At 36.9% G+C, this 16,336-nt stretch carries 7 protein-coding genes and 2 tRNA genes; 8 read left to right on the top strand and 1 reads right to left on the bottom strand.

Going from position 1 to position 16,336, the window contains the following annotated elements:
• Positions 1–8: 8 nt before the first annotated feature.
• The gene (locus O0955_RS14080; protein WP_269428194.1) at positions 9–2,090 is read left to right on the top strand and encodes an ATP-dependent nuclease; all 2,082 of its coding nucleotides are present in this window, start codon (positions 9–11) and stop codon (positions 2,088–2,090) included.
• Positions 2,072–4,003, top strand: coding sequence for a UvrD-helicase domain-containing protein (locus tag O0955_RS14075; RefSeq protein WP_269428193.1), 1,932 nt, complete (start codon positions 2,072–2,074; stop codon positions 4,001–4,003). The genes O0955_RS14080 and O0955_RS14075 overlap by 19 nt, the downstream gene beginning before the upstream one ends.
• A gap of 222 nt (positions 4,004–4,225) precedes the next feature.
• Here O0955_RS14075 and tnpC read toward each other — a convergent pair whose 3' ends face one another.
• A complete protein-coding gene (gene tnpC / locus O0955_RS14070) occupies positions 4,226–7,003 on the bottom strand; it encodes an IS66 family transposase (RefSeq protein WP_269428192.1) in 2,778 nt (925 codons plus the stop codon).
• 677 nt (positions 7,004–7,680) lie between these two features.
• On the opposite strand from tnpC, the gene O0955_RS14065 reads away from it, so the two are divergent.
• The 6 genes from O0955_RS14065 to O0955_RS14040 form a co-directional block, all read left to right on the top strand.
• Positions 7,681–7,756, top strand: a tRNA-Met gene (locus O0955_RS14065).
• Positions 7,757–7,785: 29 nt separating this feature from the next.
• Positions 7,786–7,857: transfer RNA gene (locus O0955_RS14060), tRNA-Glu, on the top strand.
• Positions 7,858–8,389: 532 nt separating this feature from the next.
• On the top strand, positions 8,390–8,803 hold the full coding sequence (locus O0955_RS14055; RefSeq protein WP_269428191.1) for a hypothetical protein: 414 nt from the start codon (positions 8,390–8,392) through the stop codon (positions 8,801–8,803).
• Between the two features lie 563 nt (positions 8,804–9,366).
• Complete coding sequence (locus O0955_RS14050; protein WP_269428190.1) at positions 9,367–12,621, top strand: collagen-like domain-containing protein; 3,255 nt, start codon at positions 9,367–9,369, stop codon at positions 12,619–12,621.
• 26 nt (positions 12,622–12,647) lie between these two features.
• Positions 12,648–15,083 carry a thrombospondin type 3 repeat-containing protein gene (locus O0955_RS14045; RefSeq protein WP_269428189.1) on the top strand — a complete coding sequence of 812 codons (2,436 nt, stop codon included), beginning with the start codon at positions 12,648–12,650 and terminating at the stop codon, positions 15,081–15,083.
• 8 nt (positions 15,084–15,091) lie between these two features.
• Positions 15,092–16,336: T9SS type B sorting domain-containing protein (locus tag O0955_RS14040; protein ID WP_269428188.1), on the top strand; the 1,245-nt coding region annotated here is incomplete at its 3' end.

The following is a 16,336-nucleotide window of genomic DNA, read 5'->3' as shown; positions in this document are numbered from 1 at the left end:
TTATTACCATGAAAATAAGAAAATTTGAAATAGAAAATTTTCGATTATTGAAGACTTTCTCAATGGACCTTGAAAATGAGCTTTCTCTTGTTATCGGGAAAAACAATACAGGAAAGACTTCTATTCTTTCAGTTCTTGACAAATTTATAAATGAGAAAAGTAAATTTTCTTATGATGACTTTAATATTGATTTCAAAAATGATTTAGAAGCTCTAATTAAGTCGGCTGATGTTCCCGATGAATTCCTACCCAAAGGCATTAAACTGAAAACCTATATTGAATATAACGATACTGATGATTTATCTAATGTTAGCAGAGTATTGATGGATTTAGACCCTGATAATAACAATATTGTTTTAGGTTTTGAATACACGGTAAATTATGATGCCTTTTTAAAAATAAAAGCTGATTATACAGGCTTCGCCGCCAGTGAAAAAGCAAAGAATGTTAAGAAGAAAGAATATAAGCCAAGGGAGCTAAAAGATTTTTTAAAGCAAAACTTAGAAGCTTATTTTAAAATTCATAAATTTTCTTTTGAATACGATACAGCTACAAAAAAGATTACCGAAACTAAACCAATTGACCTTATTAGTGAGAACATTAATTTAAAAGATATCATCAGCTTCAAGTACATTAGTGCAAGAAGAGATGTGACAAATAAGGAAAAGGAAAACACACTCTCAAAACAAACCTCAAGTCTTTATAAAAAGAAAGAAGATAGTAGCGATAAGACCCAAGCTACAGAAGATTTCAAAGACCAGCTTTCAGAAACCGACAGTACACTAAGCGACATCTACAAAGACTTATTTAAAGATGTAATAAAAAAAGTGCAGGATTTTGGTGGCGTTAAGTTGAATGATACAGATATAGCAATTATTTCAACATTACAACACCGAGAATTGCTTGAAGGAAATACTACTGTGGTGTATACTCACGATGACCATAAGTTACCGGAACATTACAATGGTTTAGGTTATATGAACCTAATAAGTATGATTTTTGAAATTGAAATTTTGGTACAGGATTTCAAAAAAGACAAAGACAAAAAGCCCGCAGATATTAATCTACTTATTATAGAAGAACCGGAGGCGCATACACATCCACAAATGCAATATGTTTTCATAAAAAACATAAAAAAATTACTTGGAGAAGGTATTAAAAGAGATGATGGTATAAACAGACCATTACAGTACATTATTACTACACATTCATCGCACATTGTTGCCGATAGTGATTTTGATGATATCAAATATTTGAAAGCAATAACAAAGAATAATGTAACTGCTAAAAATCTGAAAGATTTAAGCGCCCAATATGATGCCGACCCAAAACAATATCAATTCTTAAAACAGTACCTAACAATCAGCAGGGCTGAAATCTTTTTTGCTGATAAGGCTATACTTATTGAAGGAGATACCGAAAGAATTTTGATACCAACTTTTATGCGAAAAGTTGATTTGGAAGAAGGAACACGTTTAGAAGCAGAAGGAAACGCTGATACATTCTTACCTCTTTTATCTCAAAATATATCAATTATAGAAGTTGGAGCATATTCACAAATCTTTGAGAAGTTTATTGACTTCTTGGGCATTAAATCATTGATATTAACAGATATAGACGCTATAAAGGTAACAGGTCAAAATGCAAAAGGGCAAGACGAATGGGGAGCGTGCCCTGTAAATGAAGGTACTAAAACAAGCAATTCTGCAATTAATCATTTCCTGAAGGCTGTAACTTGGGACGATTTAAAAGCCTTACCTGTTGCAAATAGAACAATTATTGTTGGGAGTTCCACAGTTTGTATATGTTACCAACAGGAAGAAAATACTTATCACGCAAGAAGTTTTGAAGATGCATTTATACATCTAAATAGAGCATTCGTAAAAGGAAATAAAGATACTTTCCAAGGAATAAAAAATGCGTCTGATTTTGATGATGATAGAAAAAGCCCTTATGATTTGGCAGATAAATGTGTTAAGAAGAAAACCCATTTCGCTTTAGATATATTATATCACAGTGATGAAAAATTCACTAATTGGAATATTCCAGCTTACATAAAAAATGGCTTGTTATGGTTGAAGAAAGATTAAATTTAGAACCAGAAGTACAGGAAATTTTTCAATCAATTGACGCTGGTAGGAATTTTCTTTTAAGCGGAGGTGCAGGCAGTGGAAAAACCTATTCCTTGGTAAATGTAATTCGTCAGGTAATAGCTGAAAATCCAACAGCTAAGGTTGCTTGTATGACCTATACGAATGCAGCAGTTAAAGAAATTGAAGAGAGAGTAAACCATAAAAACCTTAATGTATCTACGATACACGATTTCTTATGGGATAGTATCAAGCACTTTCAAAAAGAGCTTAAAGAAGCACTTATTTTCTTAGCGAATAATGAGGAAGTAAGCAAAATTTCCATTGAAGAAGTCAATCCCGTTCCGGATAATTATTATGCCGTTTTGCCTGATGGTGTACAGTACAAAGAGTTTGTTAGAATACGTGAAGGAATTATATCTCACGATGAATTGCTTATAGTGGCAAACTATCTTTTTGAAAAATATCCCAAACTTAGCAGCATCGTTAAGGATAAATATAAATTCATTTTCATTGATGAATACCAGGATACAAGCAAAGCCGTTGTAGAAACATTCCTTACACATTTTAAGAAAAGTGAAAGAAAGAATATCATAGGTTTTTTTGGAGATGCTATGCAAGCAATTTATGAAGATGGTATTGGCAACTTAGACGATTATAAAGGAGATGAAGCCGAAAAAGTAAACGAAATTCCAAAGAAGCAGAATAGAAGAAATCCCCAACTTGTTATTGATTTGGCGAACAAAATTCGTACTGATGGTATAACTCAAGAACCATCTGCCGACCCGAAAGCTCCTAATATGGCTGATGGTGTAATAAAGCAAGGCACTGTTTTGTTTCTGCATTCCACTGATGGAAATATCAATAAAGTTGAAGAATTTTTAGCAGCGAATTATGCTTGGGACTTTAATAATTCAAAGGAAACAAAAGAACTTAATCTTACTCACAATTTAATAGCAGGCAAAGCAGGTTTTAGAACCTTGATGGATATTTATGATGATGACCCTGTAATTGGTTTGAAGACGGATATCCTTAATAAAATAAAGGATAACAAGAAAAATAATAGACCAGAAATTGAAATTAATGAAGATGATACTTTCAATACTGTTGTAGATAAGTTCGAACTAAAAAATAGACAAAGAGTACTGAAGAAAGATATTTTATTGGCAGACCCTATAAAAGCAGAATTGTACAATCAGCTAAAGGACAAACCATTCTCTGAAGTAAGAAAAATCTATTTAAATAAAGATGCCTTAATTGATGATAAAAAGCAAGACGAAGATGATGAAAATAGGAAAGGCTCTAAAAGAGATAATCTTATAAAGCACTTGTTTAAAATTCAGAATAATATTTCTCTCTATCAAAACAAAAAATACAATGAATTTTTAAGGGTAACCGATTATCGGTTTAGAATAACAAGTATCGCAAGCAAAAAAACCTTAAAGGAAAACATTGAAATTCTTGTAAACGTTGGAGATAATACAATTGAGCAAGTCATTAATGATGCAAACGAAAAAGGGATTTGTTTGATTGATGACAAGCTAATTGCTTTTAAAGAGAACAAAGAATATTTATATAATCGAGTAAAGGATGTCAAGTTTAGTGAATTTCAAAAATTATATGAGTACCTTGAAGGACAAACACCATTTTCAACGCAACATAAAACCAAAGGTGCAGAATTTGATAATGTCTTAGTCATACTTGATAATGGTGGATGGAACAATTATAACTTTGGCAATCTTTTTTTAGAAACAGGTTCGGCAAGTGTATTGGATAGAACTCAAAAAATATTTTACGTTTGTTGTACAAGAGCCAAAGAAAATTTAGCAGTTTTCTTTCACAATCCGGATGCACAGGTTATAGCCAAGGCAAAAGAATGGTTTGGAGAGGAGAATGTGATAAAAATTGATTAAGATTCTTAATTTTGGGAAGGATGACTTATACGGGAATATCTTGAGAAATTCTTTATATTGGATTAAAGTAATAACTCATTATATAATCAGTAGTGTTTCAGAACAATATCCATGTTATTATTTATTTCTATTTGGTACTATAAAACTATCAAAAAGGAAACTCCAATCGCCCAATTTAATATATAAATATCCTAGTATACCTTTTACTTAGTCTATTTATCTTTATTTCTCAATTCCAAGGTAATCCTGCCAATTGATCCAGCCGGTATACTTATATGCTTTCTTGGGATCATATGGAATATATTTAGGACGTTTTCCACTATTGAGCCACTCCACATATTCATTCCGATTTTTGAGATGCAGTTTTCGAATGAATGTCCTTGCTTTCGGAAAAGGCAGGAAAGAAAAACCTATCCAGTCCTGCCAGTCCACCCATCCACAGCTTTTATAGGTTATATTAGGATTTGACGGGACGAATGAAGGTCGCTTACCTTCCGTTTTCCATTCATCCCATTGCTGCTTCCGTTCAAATCCGAGCCGGTGTATAAATAGCCTCGCCTGCCGGAAAGGTAAAAAGCCCGGTAGTGAGGTTACAGGCATATGCTCCCATAATCCGACTTTTTTTCTCAAAAAATCCAGAAATGATACCGCTCGGTAACGGCAAGTCTGTGCAACACTTAGCATTTGCAGGTATAACCTCAATCCCGATTCCTTTATTTGCCCGTTTACTCCTCGTCTGTGCTGAGCAAAAGCTTTGATGGCAGCCTCGGCATTATTGTTATTCCAGGGAATACCATCATAGTGAATAAATGTCCATAATTGATCCCAATGTTTACGGAGGCGCTTTGTATACTTTATCATCAATTCACTTTTAGATTCCGGCTCAATAAACTGTTTGTAAAATAAATCAATATCGGCTTTATGATTTTCAAGAGATCTCTTTTGTAAACCGTGCTTGTCTATAGTGTAAACAATTTCTTTTAATAATTTGCCAAAAGAAGATACCAGTATTCTATACTCATCGTCAAATGGATTTTTAAATAATTCATCATTTAAATCCCGGATCAGGTGTACTAAACATTTTTGTTTGCGTACATCAAGCATCTCATAACCAGGGAAAAAATCTGTAACAATAATTCCTTTATAGTCTTTCAGCCAATCTGTTAAGAAGCCGGCTTCACGAGTAAGGGTAAAATGATAATATACGGTGTCTTTAGTGGTAAATACCCAAACATAACCGCGGTTTTGGAATAACCTGACAGAAGTTTCGTCAATATGAATAACAGGGCTGTCCAGTACTATCTTGCGAATATAATTTACTTCAGGTTGCCAGTTTTGCATCCACCAGTGCTCTTTCCGCATAACGAGATACATATGCTTAACCTGGATAGCAAATTGCTCCTTTAATATCCTGCTGATCATTTCATGACTGATATGACAAGTAACATACAGATTGACCACATAAGCGAAAAAGTTATCTCCGAATTGCATCATCCTGAGACTCTGGTCACTTGTCTTTTTGCCACATTGCGCACATTTACACCTGCCCGATTGGTATTCAGTTACATGAGTATGTATCCCGGCTGCCGTAAACTTAAGATCTGTCTGTAATACCTTTGTTCTACGGGAGTCTACTCTACTATGGTAAAGCTTCTTATGTCCACAGTGCGGGCAGGATTTTAATGAGGGAACAATGACTATTTCATTGATCTGTTTGGGATGCCATGTTAGCACACCTTTTTGCTTTATTTTCTCATGCTTTTTTTTCTTTACTGCAGACCTTTCATCCCTCCAGTATATCTTAGACCGTTGATAATCGAAATAGGATGCTTTAGTAATAACCTGAAAATCTTCCCCAAATTCAATATTGCTTTGCAATTTATACGGTGTATACCTTTTTAAGGTACTCACCTGCTGGATATTTTCCTGATTATCATTCTTACTTATTGAAACCAGCCAACTGTGCACCTTAAGCAACGCTTCACAATCTTCCCTGTTATACAATAACAACCGGTCCTTAATGGTTATATCCTTAGAGGCTGACCATTGCTTCCTCCAATCAATGCTCATCAAACCAGACGCTTCTTTGTCAGACCATGTAAAGGCAAGATAATTAGCCAATTCTTTCAATCCATTGGTATAGGTTGGGGGATATACATGACTTCTGAGAAATCCTAAAAGATTGACCAACCTTTTTTCAATGTCGTGTAACCCCTTTTTAAGTAAAGCAGGATATTTCTTTGCAGTAGATTTCAATGCCTTAACTTCATAGCTGCCAAAATGATAAACAGGAGCCTGTGGATATTGTCTTAAAATATTGATAAGCTCCATGAAGATTGTATATTCGTCATCTATGGTATCCGCCCATAAAGAGAAAAACCGGTCTTCCTTGCCTTCCTCCTTTACAATGCCTCCGATCAGGTAATAGCTATGCTCCTCCGGGACCCCTTCAAAATCAAGGTATATTGCGGCGGCGGTTTCTGATAATTCAGGCAAATGCAGAACGAAGGTCTTATGTTCCCGAATCGCCAGCGCCTTCAATTCCCACGAATAGCGGCCACTGGTCTGAGGTCCCTGTCTTCTTCTCCGGGGGCGGAACAGGTGTGAAAGTTGTGTAACGGTTGTAATGCCTCGGCTCTTATATTTAGCAATTATTTTTGGAGTCATGCCTCCAAGCAGGCTCAGGCAGTCCCGTTCCTTAAGCTTAATGGTACATTCAGCGTTAAATTGACATTCCAGACAATGCGGGATCTTATAAAATGGTGGGGACTCTTTTGTACTTAAAATCCCTTTTGCCTGCTCCAACAATTTCTCTGCCTGTTTATCTACTGAAGAAATTTTAATACTATTGGGTATCCAGCCCGGTTGATTCATCAAAAATGCCTTTTCTATTACTTTATTACTTGTTTCAGAACCGGTTGATAATGCGTTATGAAACAATTGCCAGGCTTTATAGGGGCAATACTGAAAGGCTTCTAATATTGGTTTTGTTAGCTCCATGTCATTGTGTTTTTTATTAAAAGACAAGTCGTGAAGAGGAAATAGATGAATAGAAGAAGAATTTGTTCAAAAGGCTTATCTAAGAGAAAATAAAGCTATTGGAAAATCAAGGATATAGTTAATCAATACATTAGCTGGCTTGGATACATTGGTCGCTATCTTATATTAAACTAGATTGCTAAATGGAAAATATTCGAATGTTTTGTTGTATACCTGACATTACAAAATTATGAAAACAACTCAGGATTTTGAACACTTAAGTTTTATAGACGGACTTAATTTTATGCCGCCTAACTTCTCTTTACCTTTTGACTTTTAAGGCTTTATGCTCTTTTTTAAATGATTCGTCAGTTCTTATGATGCTGTCAAAATCAGCTAGAAAATCCATTAAAAGTTCAAAAAGTTCCCTGTCCACGCTACAGGAATAACAAAAAGTTGATTTAAAGCGATGCCGCTGACGATCAACTTTTTTCGTTTAAGGGTATTGTGATCGTCAGACTTTTGCTTCCTTACATCCTCTTCTTAAAATACTCATTAAAACACGATTCAAAAAATTAAGACTTTGCAAATCAGACAGATAATTTGAATACTGAATTAATTTATTGCAACTCTTTTGAAAACTAAAAATATTTTTTACCTTTGCACTCCTTCAAACAGCATATTGAAGTAACATAGAGTGCGGGGTGGAGCAGTTGGTAGCTCGTCGGGCTCATAACCCGAAGGTCGCACGTTCGAGTCGTGTCCCCGCTACCAAAGAGTTGAAAGACACTCTGATTTTTAATGGCCCGTTCGTCTAGGGGTGAGGACGCCAGATTTTCATTCTGGAAACAGGGGTTCGATTCCCCTACGGGCTACTTAACGAAACATCATAGCGGTGTTTCGTTTTTTTATGCCCAGTAAAAACTTGGAGGTCAATAGGTTTACACCCACTGATTCATACATTCGATTTTCATTACAAAAACTTGCGGGATTTCCTTGAAGAAATTTATTAAGTCATTTTTTGACCAAGACGCTTATCAAGGTTTATTATTTTAAATGAAAATCTATTTTATTGATTTCCGTAGTAATATGCTCTTGTTTTAAGATATCTTCACTTCTATTTTGCATTATATTAATTGCTTAACTAATTTGATCTAGATGAAAGTAAAATGTGTACTCGTTTAATTTTGAACTATCAGGTATAAGTTGGGAGGCTTTTTTACTTCAATTAGGAAGGCTTTAAAAATGATCTATTTAACTTTCTTTAAAAAAGAATTTAACAACCTCATTTTTTATGCGTAACAATTTTACTATATATTTAATTAATTTTCATTTTAATACACCCTACAAATGTACTACACACTACAAGACAAATATTTAAACAATTAATTATAAGCAAGTTAAATAATGAAAAAACGATTCTTTATCATATTCGTTCTATTTTTCAATTCATTATTTGTTTTAGCGCAAAGAGATGAACTGCCTCAAAATCTTAGGAAAATTTATGAGGGACAATGGATAATCAGAAGAAAACATTATATCAATACAATAGAAATAAAATTTGAAAAAGGAAAAAACTATGCAACCTTAATTGACATCGGAACAGGCGAAGCACCTCCTATCGAATTACAGGCGAACATCAAAAATAATATTTTGATCATTCCGGCCCGGCTCCATAAAAATGACTATATCGAAATGGAAGTGAAAAACCAAAAACTAATTTTCCGTACACAACCTGCCATTTGGAGTGGTGCCGGAAAATCGCTTCCTCCGGACAGGAAAAATCTGATTATTACAACTTTTAAAAGAGTAAAAAAATAAAAAGCTGTAGTACTCGTGGACGCCATGGTCATTATTTCATTCGTTACATGGATAATAAGCTTACTTCTTTCCTACTGTATTAAAATTACATTGGGATTTTGTTAAATCTGCTCTTTTATTGTATAAATAAAATGAGCATATATTGCGTTTAAAATGCAATAATATCAATGCCCTTATCATACTGTTAACTTTTAAACAGGATAATCAATCTCTATAGTTTGGGTATTTATGGGCATATATTTCCACATGTATCCTTTTTTTTCTCTGTGTTTTGGTTGTAATTTTTAGAAAATATAAACTCAAACAGCCATTTCGTAAATCAATAATACACTTTAGTTAAGCAATCCGATGTTTCGGGATCTAAATGGACACGTATTTGCCTACTAGCCAATGTCAATTGGATTTGTGTTTCACAAACAGTGATTTCGGATTTAAGCCAAGAATTAACGCTCTCAAAAATCATTAATTTTTAATAATGAGCAATTGTCTTATACTTCAATTACTAGGAGGTTAGACCATATTGTCAATGATCAAAAAGCTAAATAACTTAAAAAAAGAATAATATGAAAAAACAACTACTCATGTTGTTGACTATTTCAATTTTTGCATTGAAATTAAGTGCCCAACAAAAAGTAAAAGATGGAACTATTACTGGAGGGAATTTACCGAACAAAGATGCATTGCTGGAGTTAGAAAGCAATAACAAAGGTTTGTTGCACGTAAGGGTTGCACTTATTGAAACCACAAATCCTTCACCATTAACGGCTCATGTTGCCGGGATGATGGTTTATAACACAGCAATAAGTAAAGATGTTGTTCCAGGTATTTATTATAATGACGGAACAAAATGGGTGAAAAATTCCAAAGGTGATACTGGAGCCACCGGACCTCAGGGACCAATTGGTTTAACCGGTGCAACAGGGCCGCAAGGAGTACCAGGAGTAAAAGGGAATACCGGTGATACTGGCCCACAAGGGCCAATTGGAGTAACCGGAGCTACGGGACCACAAGGAATACCGGGAGTAAAAGGTGATACAGGTGCACAAGGACCTATCGGTTTAACTGGTGCTACAGGACCGCAAGGAATACCGGGAGTAAAAGGTGATACAGGTGCACAAGGACCTATCGGTTTAACTGGTGCTACAGGACCGCAAGGTGCTCCTGGCATAAACGGTACTAATGGTGTTGACGGTGTAAAGGGTGATAAAGGTGATACAGGTGCACAAGGACCTATCGGTTTAACCGGTGCAACGGGACCGCAAGGTACCCCAGGCATAAATGGTACTAATGGCGTTGATGGTGCAAAGGGTGATAAAGGTGATACGGGCGCACAAGGACCTATTGGTTTAACCGGTGCTACAGGACCTCAGGGTGCCCCAGGCATAAATGGTACTAATGGTGTCGATGGTGCAAAGGGAGATAAAGGTGATACAGGTGCGCAAGGACCTATTGGTTTAACCGGTGCAACGGGACCACAGGGTGCTCCAGGCATAAACGGTACTAACGGTGTTGATGGTGCACAAGGACCTATTGGTTTGACCGGTGCTACAGGACCGCAGGGTACCCCAGGTATAAATGGTACTAATGGCGTTGATGGTGCGCAAGGCCCACAAGGAATACAAGGACCAAAAGGAGATCCGGGAGCAAATGGTCAGGGCGGAGTTTCTCAGGCAGGTACAGGCATTAATATTACTGGTACTGGAACAACTGCAGATCCTTACATTATTAACAATACCATTGTAGACAAAGACAATCAGACCATTACAGATTTCAGTCTTGATAATACCACAAAAATATTAACGCTAACATTAGAACGCGGAAATACTAAAACAGTAGATTTAACGGCACTTACAAATAGTACAGCTGATAATGGTTTAACTAAAACCGGAGTAAATACACAATTAGGGGGTACATTAATTAAGCCCACAACTATAGAAACTGATGTAACCAATACATTAGCACTTACTGGTTTACAAACAGGAGCAGCTACTGATAATATTGTTGTCGCAGGTGCAGGTGGTGTTTTAAAAACAATACCGGCGTCTACTTTGAGTACAGAGCCATGGAATGTACAGGAAACATCAAATAAAGCTGTTGTGAATACAGAGAACATTTATCAGAATGGAAAAGTTTCGATTGGTTCTACAAACGCAACCCCAACTACAACGAAACAATTAGAGGTTGTAGGTGATTTTAAAACAGAAACTGCCGTTGGAGGACGGGCAGTTGGACTTGAAACTAATTTTCAGGGATCAGGAGTTAGCATTTTATATAATGCTGATAATTTAACAGCACCTACGGATATGGCGATGATCCAGGTACACTCAAACTCTTTACATCAAATTGCACAGTCGCCAACAAATTTAGGCGCTGTACAAATTGCTCCCGGAACGGTTGAGTATAGAACTGGAAACTGGGGATTAACAAATGGCGTTTCCTTACATCATATGGATAAGGACCAAACATTTTTAATGAATGAAGCAGGAACGCCTAATGTGGACAGAGCACAATTGACTTTAAGCAGAGCGAGCGGAATCAACTTTAGTTTCAATAATAATGCAGGGGTTGCTACAGGAAATTATACTTTCCCTCGTGTTAATGGTACTGCAGGGCAAGCATTAGTAGCTGGAGGTATTACTGGAGGGCAGTTAGAATGGAAAAATGTTAATGATTTGGTTACTTCTTCCGAACCTTTGCAGATACAGGGAACAACGACCAAAGCAACTTTGAACGATGACAATGTTTATCAAAAAGGTAATTTAGCAGTAGGTGATTTTACTGGCACCACTTCTACTAAAAATTTCGAAGTAAAAGGTGATGTTAAAATGGTTACAAAAACACAGGATGCAAATGGTATGTACCATTCTATTGAAACAAATATAGATGGCGCAACAAACATAGCACTTGTTGATGACCTTGCAAATCCACAAAAATATAATGTACTTTCCCTTTCGAAAAGTACTACACAATCTTTTTTAATGGATAATGCTGCTGCCTCAAGGTATATATTAAATCATGCTACGGCTGATGGTCAGCTAAGTCAGGTCTTCTCTGTTAATAATGGTACAGGTCAAAATTTACAGCTGTCAAATTTGATATTGACAGCACCGGGTGCAAATGGAAATATTGGCGCTGCATTAGGAACATCAGATTACCCAAATGATTTTAACGGCGCAATTTCAACGAGCTCGGCAACAGGTACACAACTTGTTTCTAACTATCTTACTAATACTAAAGGGAATGGATTAAACGTCGATCGGGAAAAAGGAGTAGGAATTAATTCATTCTTAACGCCAACCTCCAATGGCTATTTGGCTAATTATTATTTTCCCAAAAATAACGGTGCACCTGGTCAGGTTTTAGTGACGGATGGTACAGTACCTACCATGACAAATTTTGCCCAATTATCATGGGCTGATGCTTCAACATTAACAGCAATGCCTAAGTTTTTTTATGCCCCAACTGTTGTACTTCCTGCTGGTAGCGTAGGTGTTTCCACCAATGCTGCGGATGATATTTATTATGATGCCGGAACGGAAATTTATACCGTTAAATTATACAGTATTTACCAAAGACAGTTTGGTATGGTGGGTGATGTTGCAGGCACATCGCGTACAGCAATTAAAAGTGCCTCGGCTACTACTTTACCGCTTTTTCCGGTTACAGGATTAGAGTATTTTGTTACATATTTTGACAATACTGTTTTCGATCCAGCTTCAATTACTTTAGATGATAATGGTGTAATGACTTATAAAGTGCTGCCAACAGCTACAGTTACAGCGAAAACCTATATGAACATCGCATTTAAAGTTAAATAGAGTCTACTTTTAAAGACAAGAAATTAATGAAAAAGACTAAAAATTTACTGTTATTATTCTCGCTTGTATTGATGCAGGTAATAACAACAGTAAAGGCACAAATACCAACTACCGAAACTGCTTTTCGTAATTCGGCAAATTTTCCGGTTATACCTGGAGATGTAATGGTACCCTCACAATCCAATTATTATCATCCCAATATTTATGCTAGCCCCATTCCGGTAACGGGAGGAACGATAGACGGACAAAATTTGATCATGATGTATTTTACTTTATTTTCAAATTTGAAATTAAGTGATACTAACCCTTTTACCTATACCAATTCAACAACTTACACATTAGATTATAAGAACAGAAGAATTGCTGGAGCTACAACATATCCTTTTTTTAACAGGTATGCCCTTACAGATAATGAAACATTTATTTGGCCAGGGTACCCATTTAGACCAGGATTTTCAGCTGCTCAAATGTATAACTTACAGCGGCTTCCGGAGTGGAATATAGATAAGGCTTTAGTGGATAAAAAATATAAGGATAATGAACCTTTTGATGATTATAACAGCTATTATTATAAAGGAACACTTGGGGAGAGTAAAAAATATATTCTTGATTTAAAAACAACATCTGCTGAAGCTGTTAAAGTATATTCACGGATCAATACACTTCGGGATAAATTGGTACTGCACATTTGGACAGGAAGATTTAATCTTAATGGGGATAGGCAATCTCCGCTTACCGATTTAAGAATTCAGAATTGGGATCCTAATTCAGCTATTACCTATAAATTATGGTTTAATGGTGTGGGAAATACCGATGTGACACCAACAGTTGCTAACGGAGGTACTACCGAATTTCAAAAGATAGCCCTCGCAAATTCTTCTTATAAAAGTGCCGTTAATACTATGAATGGGCCGTTGGGCGTGGGTAAAGGTGAAGATGTTCGGAATTTTAACCGTCGTTTTGAAACCATTACCAATGGAATGACCCAGGATAGAATTACTGCCGGGACCGAAGCTGCAATGGAAATGGCTGGTAAAAGGACATTAGATTTTCAAAATGATGTAGATAATTATGGTGCGTTAAGTAAAACTATAAATATTAGTTTTCGTATATTAACTGCAGGTGGACGTACAAGGGCAGCTGATTTTACTAATCCTACTGCTTTTCACCCAAATAATCCCTATGCCTTAACGCAAACCAATTATTTGGATATCATCATTACTCGTCCAGCAATTAAATTCTTAGCAGCTGATGCAAGTGCTACATCTGCTTATATAGGAAAACCAATTGTTATGGATAAAGGGGCGGCTGGTATCAATACAATTAATTTAGATATAACAGAACAAAACGGAGCTTTGTTACCCTATACTGAAATTGAAACAAACCCTTTAATACCAGGCATTGATTTTTCACGTGTTAGGGTTTCATTGATAAAAAAATCAGATTATGAAGCAGCAGTAACCACGGCATCCTCCATTGCGGGATACGATGCCTTAAATAACCCAATGCCAAATAACGATTTACCAACAATTGCTGATTTTGCCTATTTAACACAGGCGAATTTTTTAGCTAACCAAACAAATATTCCGATAGGTCAATACTATATCAAGTACGATTACTCATCCCCTGATTCAAATACTGATATCAAAACAGATGGAGATAAACTTGGAAATGTTTTTGCAAAATCTGTTTATCGTTTGTTAACGGTTAATGGAAAAGAAGCCTGGGCATATGTAAATCCTAATCTGCGTTTTCGTGTCGAAAACCCTAAATCAGTGGGTTGTCCGGCAAGCGATAAATCACAAACAATAGATTCAGATGGCGATGGTATTACAGATGCCTGTGATGCTGATTCTGATAATGATGGGATAATGGATGCTGTTGAAGACCTTAACCACAATGGCAAATTTGAGGATGATGATACAGAGGGCGATATTTTGGTTACTCCGGTATTAGGTGATGGGGTTTCTGCTTATTTAGATTTAGATTCTGATAATGATGGGATTTTGGATTTATATGAATCTGGCATTCCAATGAGTATTATTAATGCTATTGATGCCAACCATGATGGTATTGTTGATGTTGGTGTTGCAGTTGGCAGTAATGGTCTTGCTGATATATTGGAAACTTTTCCTGATTCAGGCATTTCTAAATATGCATTAGCCAATACAGATTGCGATGATAAACCTGATTTTCTTGACTTAACAAGTAACGGAACAGACTATGATTTATATGCTATTGGAAAAGATTATTTGGATGATCTTGGGGCCGGCTATATTTCAAGAATTAACGATGGAGATAAAGATGGGATTCAAGCTGTAGTAGATACAGATCCTATAAAAAGAGGTGCTCCGGGTTCCCCCCCTTCTCCATATCAAAATACAACAAACCAGTCTTTAGACTCGAATAATGATGGTATTTTAGATAATTGTGTACCTGGTACTGGCACAGGTGAAAATTGATTAATAAAATGAAAAAAACTATAAGTAAAATTACATTATTATTCACTCTATTTTTGTGGATATCAGATATAAAGGCCCAAAGTGGCGCTGGGAGTATGACGGTTGATGAATCTGTGGTTGTGGTTTCTGCGGGTACGACCGAGCAGCGCTTTAGCGAGGGTACTTACTTTGGGCCAAAGGCGAACTGGGAGATCAACGGTACGCTGGAGATTTACAGTAAAAATGTCTGGATTGCCCCGGGGGCTACTTTCAGCGGTACGGGAAAGATTATTATCTACAACCCGGGCACTAACCCTTTTTATCCGGCTATGGCTTCAGGGCCAACCAATATCGATGGGAACAATGGTAATTTCATCAACCTGATTATCGAACACCAGAATACAGAAAACATTTTTCTGGCTGATGTAGCCGATCCGGGTTACGGAACAGCGAATCCGGCAGGCGCTTTATCTGCCGAGCTGAACATCGGGGGCACGCTGGATTTAGCGGTAGACCGTGCGGATATTATCCTGAACGGGCATAACCTGGCTTTCAACAGTGCAGGAAAGCTTAGCGGTTACAGCAAAGACCGGATGGTGGTTACGGGCAACAGTATTGCCGGGCATATGATTAAAGATTATGCAGGCAGCGATGGTTTTGTATTTCCTGTAGGGATTGAAGAGGGCGATTATACGCCGGCCACTTTAACCCCGGGTAGTGCAGGCAAACTGTTTGTAAGTGTTCAGGATTATGCCGGGGCAGATAAAGCGGTTAAAGACCCCTCACTGGGCATGAACCGGACCTGGCACATTTACGGTTCACCGTCGCTTACCGCGAACATGATTTTACAGCACAACAGCAATACCAACGGCTCTTTATTTAAAGATGCGAATGCGGCTATAGCAAGATATTTAAGCGGGGATAAATGGGATATTTTAAAGGGCACCAACCCTGCTGCAGGGGTACATACCCGAAACAATGTAGCCATTGTAACCGATATGGCAGCCAATGGCGGTTATTTCACCAAGCTGGCAGTTTCCGGTTCAAGTTTGTTTATCCCGAATTTATATACGCCAAACGGGGATGGTACGAACGATACCTTCGAGATCCGGGGGCTGGAACTGTTTGCCGAGAACGACCTGGTGATTGTGAACCGCTGGGGTAATGAGGTGTATAAAGCGACCGGCTACCAGAACAACTGGACGGGAGAGGGTTTAAATGAGGGTACTTATTTCTATGTGCTGAGGGTAAAAGAATCCGCAGGTTCAGAGTGG

This window comes from Pedobacter punctiformis (genome assembly GCF_027213715.1).
Lineage (GTDB): Bacteria > Bacteroidota > Bacteroidia > Sphingobacteriales > Sphingobacteriaceae > Pedobacter > Pedobacter punctiformis.
Note: the sequence above shows the minus strand (reverse complement) of the source record. Positions and strands in the feature narration are given on the sequence as shown.

Excerpts from the sequence above, each read along its gene's own strand:
- O0955_RS14080 (WP_269428194.1), top strand. The coding sequence starts at position 9 with ATGAAAATAAGAAAATTTGAAATAGAAAATTTTCGATTATTGAAGACT.
- O0955_RS14075 (WP_269428193.1), top strand. The coding sequence starts at position 2,072 with ATGGTTGAAGAAAGATTAAATTTAGAACCAGAAGTACAGGAAATTTTT.
- tnpC (WP_269428192.1), bottom strand. The coding sequence starts at position 7,003 with ATGGAGCTAACAAAACCAATATTAGAAGCCTTTCAGTATTGCCCCTAT.
- O0955_RS14055 (WP_269428191.1), top strand. The coding sequence starts at position 8,390 with ATGAAAAAACGATTCTTTATCATATTCGTTCTATTTTTCAATTCATTA.
- O0955_RS14050 (WP_269428190.1), top strand. The coding sequence starts at position 9,367 with ATGAAAAAACAACTACTCATGTTGTTGACTATTTCAATTTTTGCATTG.
- O0955_RS14045 (WP_269428189.1), top strand. The coding sequence starts at position 12,648 with ATGAAAAAGACTAAAAATTTACTGTTATTATTCTCGCTTGTATTGATG.